24 protein-coding genes are annotated in these 23,549 nt (G+C 71.5%); 10 read left to right on the top strand and 14 right to left on the bottom strand.

The genetic code is table 11. The features are described from left to right. Positions 1-57: 57 nt before the first annotated feature. The 4 genes from OG522_RS31195 to OG522_RS31180 all read right to left on the bottom strand — a co-directional run bounded on the left by OG522_RS31195 (position 58) and on the right by OG522_RS31180 (position 2,982). Positions 58-819 carry an SDR family oxidoreductase gene (locus OG522_RS31195; protein ID WP_329466370.1) on the bottom strand — a complete coding sequence of 254 codons (762 nt, stop codon included), beginning with the start codon at positions 817-819 and terminating at the stop codon, positions 58-60. Between the two features lie 17 nt (positions 820-836). Further along, complete coding sequence (gene fabG, locus OG522_RS31190) at positions 837-1,598, bottom strand: 3-oxoacyl-ACP reductase FabG (protein ID WP_329466369.1); 762 nt, start codon at positions 1,596-1,598, stop codon at positions 837-839. Between the two features lie 149 nt (positions 1,599-1,747). After that, entirely contained in the window at positions 1,748-2,131 is a 384-nt protein-coding gene (locus OG522_RS31185) for a DUF3037 domain-containing protein (RefSeq protein ID WP_329466368.1), read from the bottom strand. Continuing rightward, a complete protein-coding gene (locus tag OG522_RS31180; RefSeq protein WP_329466367.1) occupies positions 2,128-2,982 on the bottom strand; it encodes a HipA family kinase in 855 nt (284 codons plus the stop codon). Before OG522_RS31180 ends, OG522_RS31185 begins: the two co-directional genes overlap by 4 nt. 158 nt (positions 2,983-3,140) lie before the next feature. On the opposite strand from OG522_RS31180, the gene OG522_RS31175 reads away from it, so the two are divergent. Further along, positions 3,141-3,596, top strand: coding sequence for a Rieske (2Fe-2S) protein (locus OG522_RS31175; protein WP_329466366.1), 456 nt, complete (start codon positions 3,141-3,143; stop codon positions 3,594-3,596). Here the strand turns inward: OG522_RS31175 and OG522_RS31170 are convergent. Then, complete coding sequence (locus tag OG522_RS31170; protein WP_329466365.1) at positions 3,583-4,233, bottom strand: isochorismatase family protein; 651 nt, start codon at positions 4,231-4,233, stop codon at positions 3,583-3,585. The genes OG522_RS31175 and OG522_RS31170 overlap by 14 nt on opposite strands. A gap of 100 nt (positions 4,234-4,333) precedes the next feature. On the opposite strand from OG522_RS31170, the gene OG522_RS31165 reads away from it, so the two are divergent. After that, positions 4,334-4,810 carry a pyridoxamine 5'-phosphate oxidase family protein gene (locus OG522_RS31165; protein WP_329466364.1) on the top strand — a complete coding sequence of 159 codons (477 nt, stop codon included), beginning with the start codon at positions 4,334-4,336 and terminating at the stop codon, positions 4,808-4,810. A gap of 93 nt (positions 4,811-4,903) precedes the next feature. Here the strand turns inward: OG522_RS31165 and OG522_RS31160 are convergent, their stop codons facing one another. Further along, entirely contained in the window at positions 4,904-5,812 is a 909-nt protein-coding gene (locus OG522_RS31160) for a LysR family transcriptional regulator (protein WP_329466363.1), read from the bottom strand. A 74-nt stretch (positions 5,813-5,886) separates the two neighbouring features. Between OG522_RS31160 and OG522_RS31155 the strand changes: the two genes are divergently transcribed. Next, complete coding sequence (locus OG522_RS31155) at positions 5,887-6,876, top strand: DMT family transporter (RefSeq protein WP_443074768.1); 990 nt, start codon at positions 5,887-5,889, stop codon at positions 6,874-6,876. Here OG522_RS31155 and OG522_RS31150 read toward each other — a convergent pair. Next, positions 6,870-8,210 (bottom strand): aminotransferase class I/II-fold pyridoxal phosphate-dependent enzyme, encoded by a 1,341-nt coding sequence (locus OG522_RS31150; RefSeq protein WP_329466361.1) that lies wholly within the window; start codon positions 8,208-8,210, stop codon positions 6,870-6,872. The two genes, OG522_RS31155 and OG522_RS31150, sit on opposite strands and share 7 nt — an antisense overlap. A 35-nt stretch (positions 8,211-8,245) precedes the next feature. Here OG522_RS31150 and OG522_RS31145 point away from each other — a divergent pair, with 35 nt between their 5' ends. Continuing rightward, positions 8,246-8,917, top strand: coding sequence for a pyridoxamine 5'-phosphate oxidase family protein (locus OG522_RS31145; protein WP_329466360.1), 672 nt, complete (start codon positions 8,246-8,248; stop codon positions 8,915-8,917). A 75-nt stretch (positions 8,918-8,992) separates the two neighbouring features. Here the strand turns inward: OG522_RS31145 and OG522_RS31140 are convergent, their stop codons facing one another. The 3 genes from OG522_RS31140 to OG522_RS31130 form a co-directional block, all read right to left on the bottom strand. Then, positions 8,993-9,943 carry a DMT family transporter gene (locus OG522_RS31140; protein ID WP_329467809.1) on the bottom strand — a complete coding sequence of 317 codons (951 nt, stop codon included), beginning with the start codon at positions 9,941-9,943 and terminating at the stop codon, positions 8,993-8,995. Between the two features lie 191 nt (positions 9,944-10,134). Next, positions 10,135-11,118 carry an EamA family transporter gene (locus OG522_RS31135; RefSeq protein WP_329466359.1) on the bottom strand — a complete coding sequence of 328 codons (984 nt, stop codon included), beginning with the start codon at positions 11,116-11,118 and terminating at the stop codon, positions 10,135-10,137. Positions 11,119-11,217: 99 nt separating this feature from the next. Continuing rightward, complete coding sequence (locus OG522_RS31130; RefSeq protein ID WP_329466358.1) at positions 11,218-11,736, bottom strand: Clp protease N-terminal domain-containing protein; 519 nt, start codon at positions 11,734-11,736, stop codon at positions 11,218-11,220. Between the two features lie 246 nt (positions 11,737-11,982). Here OG522_RS31130 and OG522_RS31125 point away from each other — a divergent pair, with 246 nt between their 5' ends. Together OG522_RS31125 and OG522_RS31120 are read left to right on the top strand one after the other, a co-directional pair. After that, complete coding sequence (locus OG522_RS31125) at positions 11,983-12,174, top strand: hypothetical protein (protein ID WP_329467808.1); 192 nt, start codon at positions 11,983-11,985, stop codon at positions 12,172-12,174. A gap of 118 nt (positions 12,175-12,292) precedes the next feature. After that, entirely contained in the window at positions 12,293-12,721 is a 429-nt protein-coding gene (locus OG522_RS31120; protein WP_329466357.1) for a type II toxin-antitoxin system Rv0910 family toxin, read from the top strand. A gap of 87 nt (positions 12,722-12,808) precedes the next feature. Here the strand turns inward: OG522_RS31120 and OG522_RS31115 are convergent, their stop codons facing one another. Then, positions 12,809-13,411, bottom strand: a complete 603-nt coding sequence (locus tag OG522_RS31115) for a PadR family transcriptional regulator (RefSeq protein ID WP_329466356.1) — start codon at positions 13,409-13,411, stop codon at positions 12,809-12,811. Positions 13,412-13,572: 161 nt separating this feature from the next. Between OG522_RS31115 and OG522_RS31110 the strand changes: the two genes are divergently transcribed. Continuing rightward, positions 13,573-14,388: a PhzF family phenazine biosynthesis protein gene (locus OG522_RS31110; protein WP_329466355.1), complete on the top strand. Its 816-nt coding sequence runs from the start codon at positions 13,573-13,575 to the stop codon at positions 14,386-14,388. Positions 14,389-14,455: 67 nt separating this feature from the next. Here OG522_RS31110 and OG522_RS31105 read toward each other — a convergent pair whose 3' ends face one another. Further along, a complete protein-coding gene (locus tag OG522_RS31105; protein WP_329466354.1) occupies positions 14,456-15,238 on the bottom strand; it encodes a CPBP family intramembrane glutamic endopeptidase in 783 nt (260 codons plus the stop codon). A 182-nt stretch (positions 15,239-15,420) separates the two neighbouring features. On the opposite strand from OG522_RS31105, the gene OG522_RS31100 reads away from it, so the two are divergent. Beyond that, positions 15,421-17,205: a substrate-binding domain-containing protein gene (locus OG522_RS31100; protein ID WP_329466353.1), complete on the top strand. Its 1,785-nt coding sequence runs from the start codon at positions 15,421-15,423 to the stop codon at positions 17,203-17,205. 149 nt (positions 17,206-17,354) lie between these two features. Here OG522_RS31100 and OG522_RS31095 read toward each other — a convergent pair whose 3' ends face one another. Beyond that, positions 17,355-18,866 carry a glutamate--cysteine ligase gene (locus OG522_RS31095; protein WP_329466352.1) on the bottom strand — a complete coding sequence of 504 codons (1,512 nt, stop codon included), beginning with the start codon at positions 18,864-18,866 and terminating at the stop codon, positions 17,355-17,357. A 488-nt stretch (positions 18,867-19,354) separates the two neighbouring features. On the opposite strand from OG522_RS31095, the gene OG522_RS31090 reads away from it, so the two are divergent. Next, positions 19,355-19,942 (top strand): hypothetical protein, encoded by a 588-nt coding sequence (locus tag OG522_RS31090; protein ID WP_329466351.1) that lies wholly within the window; start codon positions 19,355-19,357, stop codon positions 19,940-19,942. Positions 19,943-20,262: 320 nt separating this feature from the next. Further along, positions 20,263-20,469, top strand: a complete 207-nt coding sequence (locus OG522_RS31085) for a DUF5999 family protein (protein WP_329467807.1) — start codon at positions 20,263-20,265, stop codon at positions 20,467-20,469. Positions 20,470-20,586: 117 nt separating this feature from the next. Here the strand turns inward: OG522_RS31085 and gcvP are convergent, their stop codons facing one another. Next, positions 20,587-23,472: an aminomethyl-transferring glycine dehydrogenase gene (gcvP, locus tag OG522_RS31080; protein WP_329466350.1), complete on the bottom strand. Its 2,886-nt coding sequence runs from the start codon at positions 23,470-23,472 to the stop codon at positions 20,587-20,589. Positions 23,473-23,549: the final 77 nt, after the last annotated feature.

Raw genomic sequence — 23,549 nt, 5'->3', positions numbered from 1 at the left:
CGGGATGCTTGGTACATTCAGGAACAAATCGACACAGTGGGGTGCGGAAGCGGCCGCTCAGTGCACTCCGACGTTCAGGAACAGCCCGCCGTCCACGACCAGCGTCTGTCCGGTGACCCACTCGGACTGCTCGGAGGTGAGGAACGCGGCCGCGCCGCCGATGTCGGAGGGCACACCGAGCCGGCCCATCGGATAGGCCGCGGCGGCCTCCGCCTCGCGGCCCTCGTAGAGCGCCTGCGCGAACTTGGTCTTGATCACGGCCGGCGCGATCGCGTTGACCCGGACCACGGGCGCGAACTCGTGCGCCAGTTGGAGGGTCAGATTGACCATGGCCGCCTTGCTCATGCCGTACGCGCCAATAAACGGCGAGGCGGAGACTCCGGCGATGGAGGCGATGTTCACGATCGCTCCGCCGTTGTCCCGCTGCCAGGCCTTCCAGGTCTGCTGGGCGAAGCCGAGGGCGGAGATCACGTTGGTCTCGAAGACCTTGCGCGCGACGTTCAGGTCGAGCTCGGCGATCGGGCCGAACACCGGGTTGGTACCTGCATTGTTGACCAGGAAGTCGACGCGGCCGAAGGCCTCCATGGTGCGCTCGACGGCGGTGGCCTGGTGGGCCTCGTCGGCCGCCTTGCCCGGGACCGCGATGACCCGGTCGGAGCCGAGCCGCTCGACGGCCTCCTTGAGGGCGTCCTCACCGCGGCCGGTGATGCACACGCGATCACCGCGGGCGACGAGCGCCTCGGCGATGCCGTAGCCGATGCCGCGGCTGGCGCCGGTGACCAGGGCCACCTTGCCCGAGAGTTCAGGAAGTTCAGTCATGTTCCTTGCACCTGGCCTTAGTTGAGCGGGCCGCCGGCCACGTACATGACCTGGCCCGAGACGAATCCGGCGGCGTCGCCCGTGAAGAAGGCGATGGCGTTGGCGATGTCCTCGGGGTGGCCGACGCGCTGGACCGGGATCTGGGTGGCGGCCGCGGCCTGGAACTCCTCGAAGCCCATGCCGACGCGGGCGGCGGTCTGCGCGGTCATCTCGGTGACGATGAAGCCGGGGGCCACCGCATTGGCCGTGACGCCGAACTTGCCGAGTTCCTTGGCGAGGGTCTTGGTGAAGCCCTGGAGGCCCGCCTTGACGGCGGAGTAGTTGGCCTGGCCGCGGTTGCCGAGCGCGGAGGACGAGGAGAGCGAGACGATCCGGCCCCACTGGGCGTCCACCATGTGCTTCTGACAGGCCTTGGCCATCAGGAACGCACCCTTGAGGTGCACGTTCATCACGGTGTCCCAGTCCAGCTCGCTCATCTTGAAGAGCAGGTTGTCGCGCAGGACGCCGGCGTTGTTGACGAGGATGGTGGGGGCGCCGAGTTCCGCGGCGACGCGCTGGACGGCCGCCTCCACCTGGGCGCTGTCGGAGACGTCGCAGCCGACGGCGATGGCTCGCCCGCCCGCCGCGGTGATCGTGTCGACGGTGTCCTTGCAGGCCGCCTCGTCGAGGTCGAGTACGGCGACGGCCCGGCCCTCGGCCGCAAGCCGGACGGCGGTCGCGGCGCCAATGCCCCGCGCCGCCCCGGTCACGATGGCGACGCGCTGCTCGGTGGTGGACATGCTGTTCTCCTCGCCCTGGGATCCGCGGCCCTCAGTCACTGAGCAACCGCTTAGTAGCTTCAGCAGACGTGACGCTAGAAGCCCTGGCACCCGGTGTCAACGGCCTGCGGATCCCCCTGGCGGATGTCACACCCCCGCCGGGGCGCGATTCAGCGCACCAGCAGGTCGAGAAGGCGCTCGGTCTCGGCCGCCGGGTCATGGGTCAGACCGGTGTGCACCGGCCCCGGCTGGACGACGGTGGAGCGCGGCGCGATCAGCCAGCGGAAACGGCGGCCCGCGTCGTCGCCCGCCGCCTGCCCGGCCCCCTCGCCGCCGCCACAGACGCCTTCGACGGCGCGCAGGGCGGCCCGTACGCCCACCACGTCCGCCCGCGGGTCAAGCGCCTTCAGCTTCGCCTCGTCCAGATATGTCCGCGCGGCGACGTAGGACCGGGCGCGGCAATACACCAGCACGCCCGCGTTGAAACACTCACCGCGCTCGACCCGCGGCACCACGCGCAGCAGCGCGTACTCGAACACATCGCGCTTGCTCAACGGTCGTCGTCCTTCTTGCTCTGCTTGGTGGGGTGCGGCCAGGGCTTGACGTGGTCGGTCAGCCAGCCGGGGGCCTGCGAGGGCTTGACGGTGGCCGGCGCGTCCAGCGTGATGCGCTCGTGAATCGTCCCAGCACGAGCGAGCAGCGGCTCGACGTACGCGCGGCGCAGCGCGTCGGTCGTGTCGAAACCGGGCTCGTCGACCAGCCACTCGTCGGGGACCAGGGCCGCGACCTCGGTCAGGAGTTCCTCGGTCACCAGCGGCGCGAGCTCGGCGGCCGCGGCGGCGATCTCGGGAGCGAACGGCGCCAGCGCATGGTCGGATGCGTTGTACGGCTTGGCCGCGGAGGCCTGGGCGCCGGGCCAGTTGTGGTGCCAGATCATGGTGGCGCCGTGGTCGATGAGCCACAGGTCCTCGTGCCAGACCAGCATGTTGGGGTTGCGCCACGACCGGTCGACGTTGTTGATCAGCGCGTCGAACCAGACGACCTTGCCGGCCTCGGCCGCGTCCACCTGGTAGGCGAGCGGGTCGAAGCCGAGCGAGCCGGGCAGGTAGTCCATCCCGAGGTTGAGGCCGCCGCTCGCCTTCAGGAGTTCCTGCACCTCCTGGTCCGGCTCGGAGAGGCCGATCACCGGGTCGAGCTGGATGGTGACCAGTTCCGGGACGCGCAGCCCGAGCCGACGGCCGAGCTCCCCGCAGATGACCTCCGCGACGAGCGTCTTGCGGCCCTGCCCGGCGCCGGTGAACTTCATGACGTACGTTCCGAGATCGTCGGCCTCGACGATGCCCGGAAGCGAGCCTCCCTCACGCAACGGCGTGACATAGCGGGTCGCGGTGACTTCAGTGAGCATGGCCACAGGCTACTTCGCGGCAATCGGGTCCCCACTCCCATTTCTCCCCGCCGGAAGGAGGCCGCGGTCGGACAACCGGCCGGGCCGCTGAACACCGGGCGCCCCGTTCCCGTACAACTGCACGCAACTTCGTGACGTAGATCGAGAGGACAGCCAGCATGAGCATCGAATCGCTCCCGTCCGGCCCGGCGTCGGTTCCGGCGCGCCGCACCGTCATCGCGGCGGTCGGCGCGACCGGGCTCGCCGCCGCGCTCACCGCGTGCGGCGGCGGCTCCGACAAGGCGGCCGGTTCCGATTCCGCCAAGCCCGCCGGGGGCGCCGCCGGCGGGACCGTGCTCGGCAAGACTTCCGACATTCCGCAGGGCGGCGGGAAGATCTTCGCGGACCAGGGGGTGGTGGTCACCCAGCCGACGGCCGGGCAGTTCAAGGCGTTCTCCTCGAAGTGCACGCATCAGGGATGTGCGGTGTCGTCGGTGTCCGGCGGCACCATCAACTGCCCTTGCCACGGCAGCAAGTTCGACGTTGTGGACGGCAGCGTCAAGGGTGGGCCCGCGCCCTCCCCGCTGCCCGCCGCCGCGATCTCCGTCGAAGGGGGCTCGATCAAGCTCGCGTGACGCGGCGGGGCGCTTTCAGACAGTCCAGGATCTCGTCCGTGGTGGCCACCGTGGCGACGAGCGCGAGGGTGTGACGGATCATTGCGGGGGTGTACTCGGCGGGCACCCCCGCGATGGCATCGGCCGCGACCACCGCCGTGTAGCCGAGGTTGACGGCGTCGAAGACGGCGTTGGGGATCGCCACGTTCGCCGAGACGCCGGTAACGATCAGGGTGCGGCAGCCCAGATTGCGCAGCAGCGGGTCCACGTCCGTGCCGGACACCGGCGACAGGCCGTGCAGCCGGCGCACGACGATGTCCTCGTCCGCCACCTCGATGGGCTCGGCCACGCGCACCGCCCGCGAGCCCGAGTACTGCTGGATCGGCAGCCGTTCGGCGGCGCGGAACAGTCGGGCGTTGCGGCTGGCCCCGCGGCCGTCGGGCCGGCGCTCGGCTACCGCGTGCAGCACCTGGACGCCCGCCACATGGGCTCCCGCCACCAGCCGGGCCACGTTGTGCAGCACCCCCGAAGCCCGTGCCTGCGTGGCGAGTTCGGGCAGTGCGCTGTCCTTGCCGACCACGCCCTGTTGGCACTCGACGGTCATGAGCACCGTCGTGGCAGGGGCCAGCTGTTCCGCGAGGTGTTCCTTCGTCGCCATGGCGCGGGAGGCTAACGGCCATTGCGCGACGAGGGAAGAGCGCGCCATGATTCCTGACGAACCGTCAGAATGCCTGCCATCACTGGAAGGGAAGGCGCCGATGACCGCCACACAGCGCCGGGGCCGCCGGATCATGATGACCGACGAGGAGCAGGACGCCTTCCTCGGCGAGCAGCGCACCTGCCGCCTCGCCACGGTCTCGGCGGACGGCAGTCCGCACGTCGCCCCGCTCTGGTACGTCTGGGACGGCACCTCGCTCTGGCTGTACTCGATCACGCGCAGCCGCCGCTGGGCGCAGCTCGGCAAGGATCCGCGGGTGGCGGTGGTGGTGGACGACGGCACGGAGTACGGAGAGTTGCGCGGGGTGGAGCTGACCGGCAGCGCCGTCCCGGTCGGCGAGGCCCCGCGCACGGGCGAGCCCTGCCCCGAACTCGCCGTCCCCGAGCGGTTGTTCGCGGCGAAGAACTTCGGCCTGGAGGAGATGTTCCACGACGGGCGGCACGCGTGGCTGCGGCTGACGCCGGACACGGTGGTCTCCTGGGACTTCCGCAAGCTGGGGGGCGACTTCGGGCGGTAGGCAGGGCTCGGTAGAACCCGGGCGCCGGAATTCCGTGCGGCGACAACGGCTTCCGGGTCGCGGTTCAGGGGTTCGGGGTCGCCCGGCCGCGGGCTACCGCTGGGCGAGCCGCTCGCCCGCCGCGGCCAGGGCGTCGACGGCGGCCCGGATCGAGGGCCTGCGGTCGGCGTCCGCGCGCCACACGGCGTACACATGGCGGCTCATCGCATCGCGCACCGGCACCACCCGCACCCCGTCCGGCACCGGACCCCGGCCCAGGCGCGGGGCGATGCTGACGCCCAACCCGGCTTCCACCAGGGCGAGTTGGGTGGCGTGTTCGCGGGCCACATGGGCGATACGCGGCTCGACGCCCTTGCCGCGCAGGGTGAACATCAGCCACTCGCTGCAGAATTCGCCCTCGGGCCAGGTGATCCACTCGTCCTCGGCGAACTCCTCCAGGCCCACCGTCTCGCGACCGGCCAGCGGATGACCGGCGGACATGGCGACGTCCGCGAGGTCGTCAAGGACCGCCCGCTTGGCGAGCCCGTCGGGCAGCGGCAGCGGCTTGTTGTACCAGTCGAGTACGAGCGCGAGGTCGAGGTCGCCGAGCAGCACACCCTGCACCGATTCGTCGGCCTCCAGTTCGTCGGAGCGGACCTTGAGCCGCGGGTGCTCGGCACGCAGCGAGGCGAGCGCGGCGGGGAAGAGCCCGCGGGCGGCGGTGGCGAAGCCCGCGATCCTGAGGTCGCCGACGACCCTGCCACGCTGAGCCTCCAACTCCGCCTGGGCCAGTTGCACTTGGGACAGGATGCGGGCGGCGTGCTCGGCGAGCAGCCGGCCGGCGTCGGTGAGCCGCACCCCGCGCCCGTTCTTGGCGAGCAGCGGCTGACCGGCCTCCCGTTCCAGCTTGGCGAGCTGCTGGGAGACGGCTGAGGTGGTCACGTGCAGCGTGTCGGCGGCGCCGCCGACCGAGCCGTGCCGGGCCACCGCGTCGAGGGTGCGCAGGCGCTCCAGGTTCAACATATAAGCAATGCTAACCGATCACCTTCGCCTTTTCTCGCTTGTGCTACGTGATTGCTGGCGCCATCCTGGTCGCCATGAGCACCGCAGCCCCTTCCCGGGCCCTCTCCGCACCGGCCTCCCCCACCTCGCCCGCAGCGCGCCGTCCCGCCCTTGACTGGCGCGTCCGGTTCGCCGCGCTCTCGCTCATCTGGGGCTTCAGCTTCCTGCTCATCAAGGTCGGCACGGACGGCTACGCCCCGTTCCAGGTGACCTTCGGACGACTGCTCTTCGGCACGGTGGTGCTCGCCGTGGCCATGGCCGTCAAGCGCGAGCGACTGCCGCGCGGAGCCCGCACCTGGCTGCATCTGACGGTGGCGGCGCTGCTCCTCAACGCCGCGCCCTTCTCGCTGTTCGCGTACTCGGAACTGACGATCCCCTCGACGCTGGCCGGCATCTGCAACGCGACCTCGCCACTGTGGGGCATGGCGCTGTCGCTGGTCGCGCTCTCCGAGGACCGGCCGACCCGCCGCCGCGTCGCGGGGCTCGGCCTCGGCTTCCTCGGGGTGCTCACGGTTCTCGGTGCCTGGCAGGGCTTCCACGGTCTGGACGTCACCGGCACCGCGATGGCCCTGCTCGCCTCGCTCTGCTATCCGGTCGGCTGGATCTACGTCCGCCGCACGCTGGCGGGCAGCGGGCACTCGAACCTGTCCCTGATCGGCGCCCAGCTCGGCGTCGCCACGCTCCAACTGGCCCTGGTGACACCGCTGTTCGCCGGATTCCCGAGCTCGTTCCCCCTCGTCCCGCTGCTGGCCGTCGCGGCGCTTGGCGCCTTCGGTACCGGGTTCGCGGTGCTCGTCCAGTACGGGCTCGTCAATGAGGTGGGCCCGACGACGGCGCAGATGGTCACCTACTTCATCCCGGTGATCGCCACCGCCGCCGGGGTCGCGGTCCTCGGCGAGAGCCTCAGCTGGAACACCCCGGTCGGCGCGGCCATCGTGCTCGCGGGCGCGGCCCTGACCCAGAGCCGCCCGCGCGCGAAGTCCCGGTCCCCCAGGCCCGCCCCCGCGAAGTCCCCGGCTCAGTAGTCGTAGCGGTTCCCGGGTCCCGGGCCGACCGCGGAGGCGATGGCGTCCGCGAGCGGCCCGATCTCGTCGCGGCCCAGACTTGAGACCGTGATGCGCACCCCGGGCGCCGAGGCCATCCGGAAGCGGGCGCCAGGCGCCACCGCCCACCCGGCGTGCAGCAGCCGGGACACCGCCCCCGTCTCGTCGGGCACCGACACCCAGACCACGAAGCCGCTGCGCCCACGGGCCTCGATCCCCCGCTCGCGCAGCGCCCGCAGCAGACCCTCCCGGCGCTCCCGGTAGGAGCGGGCCACCTTCACCGGATCGACGGCACCCGACGTCCAGAGTTCGACCACGGCCCGCTGAAGCAGTCTGCTGACCCAGCCGGGGCCGAGGCGCTGGCGCCCGCGCACCCGGTCGAGGGTGACCGCGTCACCAGTAAGTACCGCGAGCCGCAGATCCGGACCGTACGCCTTGGCCACCGACCGCACGAAGGCCCAGCGCTCGGTGACCGGGGAGACCAGGTGCAGCGGCAGATCGACCATGCCGTGCCCGTGGTCGTCCTCGATGAGCAGCACGCCAGGGTGCGCGCTGAGGACCTCGCGCAGGGCGCGGGCGCGGGCCGCGCTCACGGCCGCGCCCGTCGGGTTCTGCGCGCGGCAGGTGATGACCACTGCCCTGGCACCCGCGGCCAGGGCGCGCTCCAGTCCCTCGGGCAGCGGGCCCTCGTCGTCCAGGGCCATGGGTTCGGGGCGCAGTCCGAGCGCCGGTACCAGGTCGAGCACCGCGCCCCAGCCGGGATCCTCGATCGCCACCGCGTCGCCGGGCCGGAGGTGTGCGGTGAGCACCCGCTCGATGGCATCGAGAGAACCCGAGAACACCCCGATCGGCCCGTCCGGCACGCCCCCTTCGTCGAAGGCGGCACGGGCGAGGCGGGCCAGGTCCTCGTCCACGGGGTCCTGCCCGTACATGTACCGGCCGGGCGATTCGGCGTTGCGGCGGGCGGCGGCCGCGAGCGCGTCGGCGAGCGGCGGCAGGAGCGCCGGATCCGGGTTGCCGTCCGCGACGTCGCGCACGCCCTGGGGCACGTCCACACGGATGAGGTCACGGGCGGTGCTCGCGGGCCGCGCGCGCACCCGGCTGCCTCGCCGGCCCGCCGTCTCGATCACCCCGCGGTCGCGCAGCAGCCGGTAGGCGGCCGCGACGGTATTGGGATTGACTCCGAGCTCTGTGGCCAACTCCCTGAGCGGGGGCAGTAGTTGACCGGGCTCGAGCCCGCCTGAGCCCACCGCGCGCTCCACGCTCTCGGCAATCTCCGATGCGCGCCGCCCAACAATCCGATATTCTCCTAGCACAAACAACATTATGCACTAGTGCAATGGAGATCGCAATGTCGGACACTGCCGCCGCGGCCCCCTACCGGGCGACCGACCGCACCGCACCCACCCGCTACCGCGAACGCGCCTCGTACGACCGCGCGCTGGTGCACGGCATCCTCGACGAGGCGTACGTCTGCCACCTGGGCTTCGTCCGCGACGGCGCGCCGGTCGTGCTGCCGACCCTCTACGGCCGCGTCGGCGAGCGGCTCTACATACACGGCTCCACCGGTTCCGGCCCGCTGCGCGCGGCGGGCCAGGCCGACCCGGGGCTCCCGGTGTGCCTGACGGTCACCCACGTCGACGGTCTGGTCCTGGCCCGGTCCGCCTTCCACCACTCGATCAACTACCGCTCGGTCGTGGTGCACGGCATCGCCCACGAGGTCACCGACCCCGAGGAGAAGCGCACCGCGCTGGACGCGCTGGTGGACCACGTGGTGCCGGGACGCTCCTACGACTCGCGACCCCCCAACGCCAAGGAGCTGGCCGCGACCGCCGTGATCAGCCTCGATCTGAACGAGGTCTCGGCGAAGCTCCGCACCGGCGGCCCGAGCGACGACGCCGAGGACCTGGCGCTTCCCCACTGGGCGGGCGTCGTGCCGCTCGCCCCGCGTCACGGCGCCCTGATCCCGGCGGACGACCTCGACCCGTCGGTAGGCGTGCCGGACTACCTGACGGCCCTGTGAGAGAGGGGCCCGGCACGCCGATCCGGCCTCGGCGGGCCCCCGAGAACGACGTTGCCGACGGGGGCCCGGGGCTCCTTACGCGGCCATCGCCGCGCGCCGGGTCCTGGCGTCCCTCGCCTCGGTCGCCGCAAGTGCGATGACCGCGAGGAGCAGCAGGGTGGTGCCCACCGCGGTCGCCGCGGTGATCCGTTCGCCGAGCACCGACACCGCGATCACGGCCGCGCTCACCGGCTCCAGAAGCATGATCACGGAGACGGTCGCGGCCCGCACGACCGCGGCACCGGCGAAGTAGAGGGCGTACGCCAGCGCCGTCGGTATGGCGGCCACGTACAGCATCAGGACCACCACCCGCACCGGTTCGGCGGTGTGCGGCAGCAGGCCTTCGGTGCCCGCGAACGGCAGCAGGCAGAGCGCGGCCACGCCGAAGGCCCAGGCCGTGGTCGCCGAGGGATCGGCGGCGCCGCCGTTGCGGCCGAGCCACCTGGTCAGCAGCGTGATGGCCGCGTATCCGGCGGCCGAGACCAGCGCGAGGACGACCCCGGCGGGCCGGACCGTGCCGCCGCCATTGCCGATCCACAGCACGGCGAGCCCGGCCAGTGCCCCGGCTACGGCCGCCGCGCCCGCCCAGCCGATCCGCTCGCCCATGGTGAGGCGGGCCCCGAGTGCGATCAGGACGGGTCCGGCGCCCAGTGTCACGACGGTCGCGACCGCGAGGCCGGTCGCCTCGACGGCCGCGAAGTAGGCGCTCTGGAAGATCATCAGGCCGATGCCGCTGCCGATGATGCGCAGCAGCCGGCGGCCGCGCGGTTCGGGCGCCACGGGTGCGGGGCGGCGGCGCAGCGCCATCGCGCCGAGCAACAGGACGAGTCCGCCCGCGCAGCGCCAGAAGGAGAGGGCGAGCGGACCGAGGTCGCTGGCGCCGAAGACGAGGGCGGCCGCACCGCCGGCGGTGCCCCAGGCGACCCCGGCGAAGGCGAGGTAGAGCAGGCCGCGCCCGACGGGCAGGGCGGTGATGGACGGGCCCATGGCAAGGCTCGTGGAAGGGTTCGACACGTGCGTACTCCGGAGAGGAAGACGGCTGGCTGGTCGCGTGACAGGAGTACGCGGGCAGCGACGAGCCGCTCGGGGACTGCCCGAGCCGGGGTCTTCGTCTGGAGTGCGGCCGCCCGCGTTACGCGGCGGGAGGCGGCAGGACGGTCTTGTGCATGTCCGGCACCCTATGCGGCGGTGCGGCCGGCCGACAACTCCCCTTCGGCGGCCGCCGGCCCGCCCGAGGCGACCGGCCCCGAAGCGGCCTTGGGCGCCGCCGACTGGGCGATGAACGCGCCGGTCAGAACCACCGCGCCGCCCAGGATCTGCGGCGCCGACAGGTGCTCGCCGAGCAGCACCCAGGCGAAGACGGTCGCGATCACCGCCTCCAGACAGGCGACCACTCCGGCGACCTGTGGGGAGAGTCTGCGCACGGAGATGACCCCGGTGACGTACGCGATGACGGTCGCGATCAGCACGATCCAGCACAGCAGCAGCACCGCGGGCACGTGCGCGCCGTTCATGTCGGCGCTGCCGCCGAGCACCGACCACTTCATGTCCCAGGGCCGGGCCACCCCGGTCAGGACGAGCGCGCCGATCAGCAGTCCGTACGCGATCACGCCGAGCGGGTCGGCCGCTTGTGTGCCCTGGCCGCCGTGGTCGGACAGCACGAAGTAGCCGACCTGGCAGCAGGCGGCGCCGAGCGCGAGCAGCAGTCCGACCGCGTCGAAGCTCAGCCCGGACCAGACCTCCACGACGCAGGCGAGACCGGCGACGGCGAGGACCACTCCGGCCGCGGCGGCACGGGTCACCGGCCTGCGCTGGACGAAGCGCACCCACCCCAGGACGAGCGCGGGTGCGAGATATTCGACGAGCAGGGCGACGCCGACGGGTATCCGCGAGATGGACGCGAAGTAGCAGGCCTGGACGCCCGCGACGGCCAGCAGTCCGAACCCGGCGAGCAGCGCGGGTTTGCGCAGCACCAGGCGGCGGTGGCGCCAGGCCACCGGGAGCATGACGAGCGCGGCCCCGGTCACCCGCAGCCACACCACGTGCAGCGGGTCGAGCCCCGCCTCGATGAGCGGCTTGGCCGCCACACCTGAACCACCGAATGCGAAGGCCGACGCCAGGGCGAGTCCCAGGCCGACGCTTCTCCCCTGAGACGCGTGCATCGGCACATGATGACAGGCCGGGTCAGGAGCGTCATCCGCATGACACCTGTCGAGACGCTGTACGGCTCGCGGCCTCGAAGAACCTCGCCGCAAGGCCCCTCAGCGCTGCGGGGACGGCTCGTTCAGACGGTCGCTCAGGGCCGCCGGATCCACCCCGGCGTGCCGGAGCACCTCGACGGCACGGCACCGCGGATCGGCGGCGAGCGCGGCCAGCAGATCCCGCCCGGTGACCTGTTGGCCGCGCAGCGCGAAGGCGCGGCGCCGCGCGAACTCGATGGCGGACAGCGCACCCGGCGACCAGCCGGGCCGGCCCAGCAGCGGCACGGCACCCGAGTCCTCGACCGAACCCTGCCAGCGCAGCCCGTACCCGATGCTGCGCTGCACCAGATAGCCGAGCACGCGCGCCACCCGCGGCCCGCTCTCGAAGGCGGCGCGGACCTCGGGGTCGCTCTCCATCAGCGAGTGCAGCAGATGCGCCGTGTCCACCTGGCGGTCGCCGTCGCGCAGGGCACGCCTGCGAGCGCCCGCGACCACCGGGGCGAGCTCAGCGGTGAGCGCGGCGTCGGGCTCCGCGGCTGACGGGTCCTGGCGAGAGGTCCCCTGGATAGGACTGTGCACCCCTCAACTCCATCAGCTGTCACGTTCCGGAACATCCCCGTGAGGGAGCATTCGTTCTCCAGCAGAAGGTGGGTACGGATGACCGGGTTCTCCTCCTTACGGATGAGATCTCGGAAATCTCCCCTGACAGGGCAACCCGACGGCGCGTGCCGCCCTGCGTCGCGCCGCCGGCGCAACCGCGCCACCACCCCGGCTCGTCCTCCTCCCGTGACACAGCCGTCCCCACCGCCCGCCGAGGGAGCGTCGATGTGCTGGATGATCGCCCTCCTGGCCCAGGACGGCATGCAGTACGTGTACCGGGTGTACGCCCCGCGCGACGCGCTGCCGGGCGATCTGTTCTGGGCCGCGTTCCACTGCCACGACGAGTCGGACCGGCCGCGCGCCTCGGACCTGTTCGACTCCGCCGCGATCTGGGCGCTGGAGCCCCAGCGGATCTGACTGGGCGCCGGAGTCCGGGAGTTCAGATATCTGACGGTTCATCAGTATTGAATGTTCACCGACACCCCGCTACGTTCCGCGACAGGTCCCCGTCACCGTCCCACGAAGGAGTGGTCGCATGGCCGAGGTCAGCGCGGAGGCACGTATCGAGGCTCCGGCCGAGAAGGTCTGGGCACGGCTCACCGACTTCTCCTCGTACGGTGAGTGGAACGCCACGCACACCAGCTTCCCCGCGGGCGGCCCCGAGAAGCTCGAACTGGGAGCGACGTACGCCGAGAACATGAAGCTGATGGGCTTTCCCGCCGAAGTGGCGTGGACCGTGGACGAGTTCGAGGCCGGCCGGGTGTTCGCCGTCAAGGGCAAGGGCCCGATGGGCGTGAACGTCGCCAACCGGTACACGGTCATCCCCGACGGCGCGGCCACCACGGTCCGCATCGAGGGCGAGTTCACGGGGGCCGCGGTCTCGCTCATGGCGGGCAAGCTGAAGGACTCGGCGACAGCCGCGCTCAATGAGTCGCTGCGCAAACTCGGGGGACTCTGCGCCTGAAAAGGCGGACCGGCACAGACTCCGAGCGGGCGAAAGCCCCGCGGCGGCTGGTTTCCAGCGGCCGCGGGGCTTGTGTGTGCCCGGGGTTCAGTCCTCGTCGGCGAGGATCAGATAGAGCTTCTTACGGGCGTCGTTGATGACGGCGAGCGCCTTGTCACGCTGCCCGGCCGAGCCGGTCTTCCAGACCTGGCCGAACGCCTCCATCAGACCGAAACCGGCCTGCCGGATCTCGTGCATGGCCTCCCAGTCGACCCCGCGTCCGGCGTCCTCCCAGGGGGCGTCGGCCCCCGAGTCGGACTCCTGCCGCCCGGCGTCCGTGAGCGTGAACAGCTTCTTGCCGCCCTCGCTGGCGCTGGTGATCAGACCCTCGTCCTCCAGGAGTTGGAGGGTGGGGTAGACCGAGCCGGGGCTGGGCTTCCAGGCCCCGCCGCTGCGCTCGCCGATCTCCTGGATCATCTCGTAGCCGTGCATCGGCCGGTCCTTCAGGAGGGCCAGTATCGACGCACGTACATCGCCGCGCCGCGCCCTGCCCCGCGGACCGCCCCGGCCACCACGGCCGGGACCGAACGGTCCACCGCCCCAGGGGCCCCCGCCGCCGGGACCGAAGGGCCCGAAGGCAGCACGCCGCCCCTCGAAGTCACCCCGACCGCGATGGCCGGGTCCTTGCTGTCCGTGTCCATGGGAACGCATAGTTCGCTTCCTTCCATCGTTGATCTGTCGCGATGCGTCAACGATATATCGGTGACTTTGGCTTGGCAACCCCGTTCCGGAGCGGAACCCTCCCCGGAATCGGTCCAGACATCTCGAATTGGCCTTGTCCTGCGGGTTTTCCCGTCCCGTACGGTGCCGCCATGCGCATCCGAATCGTCGACGCCTTCACCGACCGCCCCTTCGCCGGCAACCCGGCCGGCGTCCTCCTGCTCGACGCCTTCCCCCACGACGACTGGCTCCAGGACGTGGCTCGCGAGGTCAACCACGCCGAGACCGCCTTCGCGCACCCGCTGCCCCCGGGCAGCGACGCCGACTGGGCGCTGCGCTGGTTCACCCCGGCCACCGAGGTCGACATGTGCGGCCACGCCACCTTGGCCACCGCCCACGTGCTGCACGCCACCAAAGGCGCGACCGGGACGGTGCGGTTCGCCGCGCGCTGCGGCATCCTCACGGCTACCGCCGGCGAGGACGGCACGATCACCCTGGACTTCCCCACCTCGACGCTGAGGGAGGAGGCCGTCCCGGACGGCCTCGGCGAAGCGCTGGGCGCGGACGTCGTCTCGGTCCACGACACCTCGGCCGACATCGGCGACCTCCTCGTGGAACTCTCCGACGAGCAGGCTGTACGCGCCCTCGCCCCCGACGCCCGCGCGCTGGGTCGGCACTCCCGGCGCGGCATCATCGCAACGGCTGCGGCCGCGGATCCCGCCGCCGGCTACGACTACGTCTCGCGCTGCTTCTTCCCCAACGTAGGCATCGACGAGGACCCGGTGACGGGCAGCGCCCACACCGCCCTCGCCCCGTTCTGGTCGGCGCGCCTGGGCCGCGCCGAACTGACCGGCCTCCAGGCCTCGGCCCGCTCCGGCCTCGTGCGTACGGCGCTGCGCGGCGAGCGCACCCTGCTCACCGGCCGCGCCGTCACGGTCATTGACGGCGAGCTCCTGACCGCGCCATAGAGGTACGCGGGAACGCGGTAAGGGGCGTACGCAATAGCCGTACGCCCCTTACCGTTCCCACTCCTGCTCACATCGTCGGCAGCCAGCTCACGTTCCCCGCCAGCAGCGCGTACCCCACGAACGCTCCGATGTCGAGGAGCGCATGCGCCACCACCAGCGGTCCGACCCGCTGCCAGCGCCGGTAGAGCAGGACGAAGACCACGCCCATCACCATGTTCCCGATGAAGCCGCCGACGCCCTGGTAGAGGTGGTACGAGCCGCGCAGCACCGCGCTCGCCACCAGCGCGCCCATCGGCGTCCACCCCAACTGCCCGAGCCTGCGCAGCAGATAGCCGACGACGATCACTTCTTCGAGGACGGCGTTCTGGAGCGCCGAGAGGATCAGCACCGGGTACTTCCACCACACGTCGGGCAGCGACTCGGGGACGACGGTCAGATTGCCGCCCGCCGCACGCGCCGCCAGGTAGAACGCGAGCCCCGCGCTCCCGATGCCTGCCGCGATCAGGGCGCCCCGGCCGAGGTCGGGCCAGGGCCGCGTCCGGTCGAAGCCGATCACCTTCAGTCCGCCCGCGCCCTCGCGCAGGAGCAGGTGCGCCACGAGGGCCACCGGCACCAGCGCCGTCGCGATGCCGAACAGCTGCCAGGCGAGATCGAGCCACGGCCGCCCGGGAGCGTAGGAGGTGTTGAGGTTCGCCGCCTGATGCTTGAGGCCGCCCGGCTTCGTGAGCGACCCGACAAAGCTGATCAGCGCCGAAAACCCACTCGCCCCCAGCGAGAGCGCCAGTACGAGCACCGTTTCGGACCGCAAGATCCGCGGCGAAATCCCCCCGTCGGGAAGAGAATCAGCCACCCGCTCCGCCTCCACCTGCACACCTGCCTCCACTTGACGAATCCCGCTCCAAGCCCGACGCCGCCCCGCTAGGGTCTCGAAAGAAGTTGCGAAGATCGCGCGCGACAGGCCGGGGGACGAGCGCCATCGCGATGGTGCGGGTCCCCTTTCCTTGTTCAGGATCAAGGAGGGGCACCATCGCCATGGGACGTCACAGCTTGCCCGACGGCGGCGCGACCGCAGGCACCGGGGAGGGCCGGGCGTCCGCTCGGCGTCGCACCATCGCTCTCGCCACCGCCCTCGTCCTGGCCGTCGCCGGAGGTACGGCCGTCGCCGTACAGAGCGGACTGCTGTCCTTCAACCGCTGTGCGGCCTCCGCCGTGCGGCTGAATCTGGTCGCCTCCCCCGATGTGGCGCCCGCCGTCAAGGCCGTCGCCGACCGGGCCCGCAACGAGAAGATCACCTCGGACGGCTCCTGCATGGACGTCCGGGTGACCGCCCGCACCTCGTACGAGGTCGCCGCTTCGTTCGGTTCGCGCGCCAAACCCGACTTCTCGGTCTGGATCCCCGACGCGTCAATGTGGGTGGACCGGACGAAGGACACCGGGGAGTCGGCCACCGTCGTCACCGCGGGGCACGTGGCCACCTCGCCCATCACGCTCGCGACGGTGCCCGCGGCCGCCGCCTCGCTCGGCTGGCCCCAAAAGACCTACAGCTGGGCCGAGTTGACCACGGCAGCCGCGGCCCGGAGCGACAAGATGCGCCTCGGTTCGGCCGATCCCGCCCGCAGCGCCTCGGCGCTGCTCGCCCTGAGCTGCATCGGCAAGTCGGCGGCGAGCCGGGGGGCCGACGGCGGCACGCAGGCCGCCGCCGTGGCCAAGCTGCTCTCGCAGCGGGTCTCGGCGAGCGACGGCCAAGTGGTGGACACGCTGGCGCGGGACAACTCCGCCGCCGAGACGGGCGATCCGCGCCGCAACCAGGCCGTGGTCCTGTCCGAGCAGGCGGCCTTCGCGTACAACGCCACGCGCGGGCCGGGCCGGCGGCTGCGGCTCTTCTACCCGAAGGACGGCTCGCCGCAGCTCGACTATCCGTACACGATGGTCCGCGAGGCGGGCATGAGCACCAACGAGAGCCGGGCGGCGATGCGCTTCCTCACCCTCCTCGGCGACCCCGAGTCCGTCGGCGTCCTCGCCGCGCAGGGCTTCCGTGCCCCCGGCGGGCCTGCCAACGGTCAAGTCGTGTCGGCCGCCGGGGGCAGCGCCCCCCAGCCGTACGCGAGCTCCACCGCCGAGCCGCCCACGGCGCCGGAGCTCCAGGAGACCCTCGGCATGTGGACGATCACGGTGCAGAGCGCCCGGCTGATGACGGTGGTGGACGCCTCGGGATCGATGGCGGACCTCGTGCCGGGCTCGGGCGGCAAGTCCCGGATGGACGTCACCAAGTCCTCGCTGCTGCAAGCCCTTTCGCAGTTCACGCCTCAGGACGAGATCGGTCTGTGGGACTTCGCCACCCATCTCGACGGCTCCCGCGACTACCGCAGACTGGTGCCGACCGCCCGCCTCGGCGACCCGGTGGCGGGCGGCCGCACCCAGCGCGACAGACTCACGGACGCGTTCGCCGCGCTGCAACCGGTACGGGGCGGTGCGACCGGCCTGTTCGACACGACGCTGGCCGCCTACCAGGAGGCGACCGCCTCGTACGCGAGCGGCAAGTTCAACGCGGTGGTGCTGCTCACGGACGGCGCCAACGAGGACCCCGGCAGCATCTCGCGCGCCGACCTCATCGCACGGTTGCAGAAGCTCACCGACCCGGCGAAACCGGTGCCGCTGATCGCGATCGCGGTCGGCCCCGACGCGGACAAGGACGAGGTACGGCAGATCGCGAAGGCGACCGGCGGCGCCGGGTACCAGGTGAACGACCCCGCCGACATCCAGGCCGTGATCCTCGAAGCCATCGTGGCACTGGGCCAGGCCCAGCACCACGGATAGCGGGCTGCCGTGCACGTGGCCCCGCGCCGCCTGAGCGGTCTGGGGGCCTGGGCGCTATCCGCGCCTTGAGCGGCATGCGACCTCGTGCGGCTCCGCCACCATGGGCCCGCCTGGCCCGAAGTCCGCGAACGCCGCTTCCCGCGGAACGCTCAGTGGCCCCGGCCGGGAAAGCCGGTGGGCCAGGTGTGCACGGGCTCGCCCGTCTGCATCAGCTCGATGTAGCGGCGCGTGGTGGCCGCCAGCGCGGCCTCCCCGCCCAGGCCCGCGTTCCGCGCCCGGTGGTAGGTGTCGACCTGCCAGGACGCCCCGTTGACGCGACGCCGGCACCGCTGCTCGATGATGCCGAGGTAGTGATCCCGGTCGGCCGGCTCGATGCCCCACGCGTCGAGCCCGGCCGCGGCGAGCGGCAGCAACTCCTCCCGCACGAGCCTGACCGCGGGCACTGGGGCGACCGAGCTGCCGCGCCGCGACACCGGCCACAGCAGTTCCGCGTCGAGGCCGTGGCGACACGCGGATTCGAGGTTCGAGGCCGCCGAGGCGAACGGCAGCCGGTTCCACACCGGCCGGCTGTCCTCCGCCAGGGCGCGTACCAGACCGTAGTAGAAGGCCGCGTTGGCGAGGACATCGGCGACGGTGGGGCCCGCCGGCAGCACCCGGTTCTCCACCCGCAGGTGCGGCACCCCGTCGGCGATCCCGTACACCGGCCGGTTCCAGCGGTAGATGGTGCCGTTGTGCAGCACCAGTTCCTGAAGGCGCGGCACCCCGCCGTCCGCGATGACCCCCAGCGGGTCCTCCTCGTCGCAGATGGGCAGCAGCGGCGGGAAGTAGCGCAGGTTCTCCTCGAAGAGCTCGTACGCGGACGTCACCCAGCGCTCCCCGAACCAGGTGCGCGGACGCACTCCCTGGGTGCGCAGCTCGGCCGTCCTGGTGTCGGTGGCCTGCTCGAACAGCGGCAGCCTCGACTCGCGCCACAGCTCACGCCCGAACAGGAACGGCGCGTTGGCGCCCACGGCGATCTGCACGGCCGCGATGGCCTGCGCCGCGTTCCACACCGCCGCGAACCTGCCCGGCGTCACCTGCAAGTGCAACTGCACAGAGGTGCAGGCAGCTTCGGGAGTGATCGACGTCGATGTGCAGACCAGGCGTTCCACCCCTTGGATGTCGAGGGTGAAATCCTCACCGCGGGCCGCCACTATTTGATCGTTGAGCAGCGTGTAGCGGTCCACGTCGGAAAGGTTCGCCGATACGAGATCGTCCTGGGCCAGGGTCGGCAGAATTCCGATCATGACGATCCCGGCGTCGACTTCGGCCGCCTTGCGATGGGCGTAGCCGAGCCCCGTGCGCAGCTCCTCGGCGAGCTGATCAAATACCCGGCCGCCGAGCCGGTGCGGGGCTATGTTCACTTCCAGGTTGAACATTCCGAGCTCGGTCTGGAAATCCCTGCTCGCGATGCGCTCGAGCACCTCGGCATTCATCATGCGCGGCATGCCGTCGGGGCCCGCGAGATTCAGTTCTATCTCCAGGCCCATCAGGTTCCGGGGGCGGTCGAACCGCTTCTGCGCCAGCAGCCTGGCGAGTCCCGCCAGGCACTGCTGGAGCTTGTCCCGGTACCGGTGCCGATCGGACAGGTCGAAACCGCCTGCCACGACCTTCTCCCCCATCGAAGTGTCCCTCCTCGAATGGGCAGCCAGCGACACCGGCCGCTCGCGTCTTGGTCGATAATGCCCAGGCTGACTGATCCATAACGCATGCGCGACCGGAGGCGGCGTAGTAGCGTCACGGGAGACCGCCTCCGGCACATTCGGCGGGCATACGGCAACATGCAGTTACCGGCTTGCCGGGAATCGTGAAAAAGACCGATGGGATTCAGCCGACCGCCGAAGGGACACCTTTCCAGGTGGAGACCCCGCGGAAGATGTTTCCCCGGGTGAATCACCTCGGCAGGAAGGCCTGATACCGACTTGCCGGCAATATCGGCGACGGCTAGACGAAACCCTGTGTGAACACGTGTCGTATAAACTCTGCAAACGAGGCAGAGAGTTGGCGCCCCGGCCATCGCTCGACGGCCCCCCTCTGACCCCGCACCGCAGACAGCGCCGTCCGCACTGCCCACGCATCACCGTGTCTCAGAACTGAGAGGCGACCCACCATGCCGCTGCATGTCCCCCCGGCTCCCGCGCCCGCCCTGCGCAGCGTCCTCGCGGCACTCGGTTCCCCCACCGCCGTCCGCGAGGCCCGCACACCGGCCCTCCGTGCCGCCCCCGGCCCGCTCACCCCCGAACTCCCGCTCCCGCTGCACGTGCTGGACGGGATCACCGCGGGCGGCCGGACCCCGCGCGTCCGACTGGCCGGCTGGCGCTTCCTGATCAGCGACCCCGAGCACCCGGTCGCCGCGGCGGACACCCGGCTCACCCCGGACGGCTGGGCCTTCTCGCACTTCTTCGAGGGCCCCTACATCACCTCGACCGCGCGTGCCCTGCGCCAGGCCGAACTGCTCACCACTCACTTCCAGCCCCGGCTCCTCTCGGTTCCTGAGCTGTACATGCTCACACTGTGGCTGCACGGCGACACCTCGGCCGACGGCGCCTCGGGCACCCCCGCGCCGCACGACCTCCTGGTGCCGCTGGCGCCCGCGCCGCCCGGCATCTGCGCCCACCGCCCGCTGCGAGTCTCGGAACTGCTGCCGGTCCTGACGCTGCGCCTGGCCCCCGCGCCGCTGCTCGGCCAGCCCGTCTGACCTCGTACGAAAAAAGTGCCCCGCGACCGGTGTGGCCGCGGGGCACCGGGGTGTCTATGCTGCGTACGCGCTGCCTCCGCCATCCGGCCTAGTCCGAGCGGGCCACGGCGAACCACCCGAAAAGACAGGCCAGTTGAGCTGAACCGTCCGCACGGGTGATACGTCATTAAGCAGTAGGAAGCGCTGCCGCGAAATCCCTGCGGATTGACGCCCGTGGGGCAACACTGGGATCGGACCGACCGACTTGACTACGGGGGGCGGCCATGAACAACGCATCGAGCCGCAGCACACTCACCACGACGCAGCGAAAGAACGCATCCATGTGCCAGCACCAGCCAGCCTGTCCCACAGCCTTCTCCGCCGACCGGGAAGCCGCGCAGCCCGTGGCGCACCATCCGGAGCAGGGCTGGAGCCTGCTGTGCAACGGCGTCCTGCTCTTCGAGGACACCGGTGAGCTGCTGCCGGACGGGCAGATCATCGCCCCGCACCGGTCGCTCACGGCGGAGCAGGTGGCGACGGCCGCCTAGCGCGGTCTCGTACGGACAGCTCTCGTACGCACCGGTCCCCCGCGGGCCCGTCGCGTACGGACACACAAGGGCCGGCCCGGGGAATCCACCCCGAACCGGCCCTTACGCATGTGCGGATCAGTTGTCGTACTCGTCCAGCGGCGGGCAGGAGCAGACCAGGTTGCGGTCGCCGAAGGCGCCGTCGATGCGGCGGACCGGCGGCCAGTACTTGTCGGCGGCCGACACACCGGCCGGGAAGACGGCGTCCTGGCGGCTGTAGGCGTGGTTCCACTCGCCGCCGAGCGCTGCCGCGGTGTGCGGGGCGTTGGCGAGCGGGTTGTCGTCGGCCGGCCAGGCGCCGGAGGCGACCTTCTCGATCTCGCCGCGGATCGCGATCATGGTGTCGCAGAACCGGTCGATCTCGGTGAGGTCCTCGGACTCGGTGGGCTCGATCATCAGCGTGCCGGCCACCGGGAACGACATGGTCGGCGCGTGGAAGCCGTAGTCGATCAGACGCTTGGCGATGTCGTCGACGCTGACGCCGGTCGCCTTCGACAGCGGGCGCAGGTCAACGATGCACTCGTGCGCGACGAGCCCGTTCGGGCCGGTGTAGAGCACGGGGTAGTGCGGCTCCAGGCGCTTGGCGATGTAGTTCGCGGCGAGCACGGCGACCTGGGTCGCACGCTTGAGGCCCTCGCCGCCCATGAGACGTACGTACGCCCACGAGATCGGCAGGATGCCCGCCGAGCCCCACGGCGCGGCCGAGATCGGGCCGACGCCCGTCGCGGGACCGGCGCTGGGCTGAAGCGGGTGGTTCGGCAGGTACGGCGCGAGGTGGGCGCGCACACCGACCGGGCCGACGCCGGGGCCGCCGCCGCCGTGCGGGATGCAGAAGGTCTTGTGCAGGTTGAGGTGCGAGACGTCGCCGCCGAACTTGCCGGGCTTGGCGAGCCCCACCAGGGCGTTGAGGTTGGCGCCGTCGACGTACACCTGACCGCCGGCCTCGTGGACCAGACCGCAGATCTCGGCGACGTGCTCCTCGAAGACACCGTGCGTGGACGGGTAGGTGATCATCAGCACCGAGAGCTCGTCGCGGTACTGCTCGATCTTGGCGCGCAGGTCGTCGGCGTCGACCTCGCCGTCGTCGGCGGTCTTGACGACGACGACCTTCATGCCGGCCATCACGGCGCTCGCGGCGTTGGTGCCGTGCGCGGAGGACGGGATGAGGCAGACGGTGCGCTGGGTGTCGCCGTTGGCGCGGTGGTAGGCGCGGACCGCGAGGAGGCCCGCGAGTTCGCCCTGGGAGCCGGCGTTGGGCTGGATGGACACCGCGTCGTACCCGGTGACCTCGGCGAGCCGCTCCTCCAGCTCACGAATGAGCGTGAGGTAGCCGGCGGCCTGCTCGACCGGCGCGAAGGGGTGGATCTGGCCGAACTCGGGCCAGGTCACCGGCTCCATCTCGGTCGTCGCGTTCAGCTTCATGGTGCAGGAGCCGAGCGGGATCATGCCGCGGTCCAGCGCGTAGTCGCGGTCGGCGAGCTTGCGCAGGTAGCGCAGCATCGCGGTCTCGGAGCGGTGCTGGTGGAAGACCGGGTGGGTCAGGAAGTCGTCGGTGCGCAGCAGGGCGGCGGGCAGCGTGTCGGCGGCCGCGGCGTCCAGCGCCTCGATGTCGGCGTCGACCCCGAACGCGGCCCAGACCGCTGCCAGTTGGTCCCGCGCGGTGGTCTCGTCGCAGGCGATGGAGACGGTGTCGGCGTCGACCAGGTGCAGGTTGACCCCGCCCTCGCGCGCCGCGGCGACGGCCTGGGCGGCCTTGCCGGGGACGCGCACGGTCAGCGTGTCGAAGTACGCGCCGTGGGCGACCTCGACGCCGGCGGCCTTGAGACCCTCGGCGAGCAGCACGGCGTACCGGTGGGTGCGCTGCGCGATCTGCCTCAGCCCGTCCGGGCCGTGGTAGACCGCGTACATCCCGGCCATCACGGCGAGCAGCACCTGGGCGGTGCAGATGTTGCTGGTGGCCTTCTCGCGGCGGATGTGCTGCTCGCGGGTCTGCAGGGCCAGGCGGTAGGCCTTGTTGCCGTCCGCGTCGACGGAGACGCCGACGAGGCGGCCGGGCAGGGAGCGGGCGAACTTCTCCTGGACGGCCATGAACCCGGCGTGCGGGCCGCCGAAGCCCATCGGGACGCCGAAGCGCTGGGTCGTACCGACGGCGATGTCCGCACCGAGCGAGCCGGGCGAGGCGAGCAGGGTGAGCGCGAGGAGGTCGGCGGCGACGGTGACGATCGCGCCGAGCTCGTGGGCCGCATCGATGACGGGCTTGAGGTCGCGGACCTGCCCGGAGGCGCCCGGGTACTGGAGCAGTACGCCGAAGACGCCGCGCTCGGCGATCTCGGCCGGGATGCCGTCGCTCAGGTCGGCGACGACGACCTCGACGCCGGTCGGCTCGGCGCGGGTCTGGATCACGGCGACGGTCTGCGGCAGGGTGTCGGCGTCGATGAGGAAGACCCCGCCCTTGACCTTGCCGACCCGGCGGGAGAGAGCCAGGGCTTCCGCGGCGGCGGTGCCCTCGTCGAGCAGCGAGGCGCCGGAGGTGGGCAGGCCGGTCAGCTCGGCGACCATGGTCTGGAAGTTGAGCAGCGCCTCCAGGCGGCCCTGCGAGATCTCCGGCTGGTAGGGCGTGTACGCCGTGTACCAGGCGGGGTTCTCCATCACGTTGCGCAGGATCACCGGCGGCGTGAACGTGCCGTAGTAACCGAGGCCGATCATCGGGGCGAGCACCTGGTTGCGGTCCGCGAGCCGGCGCAGCTCGGCGAGCACCTCGGCCTCGGTCCGCGCCTCGGGCAGCCCCAGCGCACCCGCGCTCTTGATCACGTCGGGCACGGCGGCGTCGGTCAGCTCGTCGAGCGAGCCGTAGCCGACCTGCGCGAGCATCTTCGCCTGGGCCCCGGCATCGGGCCCGATGTGGCGCTGCTCGAAGGGGATGCCACGCTCCAGCTGGCTGAGCGGAATGCGGTTGGCGGTCATTACGGAGGCCTCCTGGTCGCACGACCTGCGAGGGGCACCACGGCGCGGGTACCCGGACGGCCTCCCCCTCTGTCATC

This window comes from Streptomyces sp. NBC_01431, from assembly GCF_036231355.1.
Lineage (GTDB): Bacteria > Actinomycetota > Actinomycetes > Streptomycetales > Streptomycetaceae > Streptomyces.
The sequence above is the reverse complement of the archived record's forward strand: the minus strand, read 5'-3'. Positions and strand labels throughout refer to the sequence as shown.

What these genes read in the sequence shown, in the direction of transcription:
- OG522_RS31085 (WP_329467807.1), top strand. Translation starts at nt 20,263, where the DNA reads ATGTGCCAGCACCAGCCAGCCTGTCCCACAGCCTTCTCCGCCGACCGG.
- fabG (WP_329466369.1), bottom strand. Translation starts at nt 1,598, where the DNA reads ATGTCCACCACCGAGCAGCGCGTCGCCATCGTGACCGGGGCGGCGCGG.
- OG522_RS31145 (WP_329466360.1), top strand. Translation starts at nt 8,246, where the DNA reads ATGTCGGACACTGCCGCCGCGGCCCCCTACCGGGCGACCGACCGCACC.
- OG522_RS31115 (WP_329466356.1), bottom strand. Translation starts at nt 13,411, where the DNA reads ATGCGTTCCCATGGACACGGACAGCAAGGACCCGGCCATCGCGGTCGG.
- OG522_RS31135 (WP_329466359.1), bottom strand. Translation starts at nt 11,118, where the DNA reads ATGCACGCGTCTCAGGGGAGAAGCGTCGGCCTGGGACTCGCCCTGGCG.
- OG522_RS31180 (WP_329466367.1), bottom strand. Translation starts at nt 2,982, where the DNA reads ATGCTCACTGAAGTCACCGCGACCCGCTATGTCACGCCGTTGCGTGAG.
- OG522_RS31140 (WP_329467809.1), bottom strand. Translation starts at nt 9,943, where the DNA reads ATGGGCCCGTCCATCACCGCCCTGCCCGTCGGGCGCGGCCTGCTCTAC.
- OG522_RS31155 (WP_443074768.1), top strand. Translation starts at nt 5,887, where the DNA reads ATGAGCACCGCAGCCCCTTCCCGGGCCCTCTCCGCACCGGCCTCCCCC.
- gcvP (WP_329466350.1), bottom strand. Translation starts at nt 23,472, where the DNA reads ATGACCGCCAACCGCATTCCGCTCAGCCAGCTGGAGCGTGGCATCCCC.
- OG522_RS31120 (WP_329466357.1), top strand. Translation starts at nt 12,293, where the DNA reads ATGGCCGAGGTCAGCGCGGAGGCACGTATCGAGGCTCCGGCCGAGAAG.
- OG522_RS31195 (WP_329466370.1), bottom strand. Translation starts at nt 819, where the DNA reads ATGACTGAACTTCCTGAACTCTCGGGCAAGGTGGCCCTGGTCACCGGC.
- OG522_RS31110 (WP_329466355.1), top strand. Translation starts at nt 13,573, where the DNA reads ATGCGCATCCGAATCGTCGACGCCTTCACCGACCGCCCCTTCGCCGGC.
- OG522_RS31095 (WP_329466352.1), bottom strand. Translation starts at nt 18,866, where the DNA reads ATGGGGGAGAAGGTCGTGGCAGGCGGTTTCGACCTGTCCGATCGGCAC.
- OG522_RS31165 (WP_329466364.1), top strand. Translation starts at nt 4,334, where the DNA reads ATGACCGCCACACAGCGCCGGGGCCGCCGGATCATGATGACCGACGAG.
- OG522_RS31160 (WP_329466363.1), bottom strand. Translation starts at nt 5,812, where the DNA reads ATGTTGAACCTGGAGCGCCTGCGCACCCTCGACGCGGTGGCCCGGCAC.
- OG522_RS31100 (WP_329466353.1), top strand. Translation starts at nt 15,421, where the DNA reads ATGGGACGTCACAGCTTGCCCGACGGCGGCGCGACCGCAGGCACCGGG.
- OG522_RS31125 (WP_329467808.1), top strand. Translation starts at nt 11,983, where the DNA reads ATGTGCTGGATGATCGCCCTCCTGGCCCAGGACGGCATGCAGTACGTG.
- OG522_RS31090 (WP_329466351.1), top strand. Translation starts at nt 19,355, where the DNA reads ATGCCGCTGCATGTCCCCCCGGCTCCCGCGCCCGCCCTGCGCAGCGTC.
- OG522_RS31175 (WP_329466366.1), top strand. Translation starts at nt 3,141, where the DNA reads ATGAGCATCGAATCGCTCCCGTCCGGCCCGGCGTCGGTTCCGGCGCGC.
- OG522_RS31170 (WP_329466365.1), bottom strand. Translation starts at nt 4,233, where the DNA reads ATGGCGACGAAGGAACACCTCGCGGAACAGCTGGCCCCTGCCACGACG.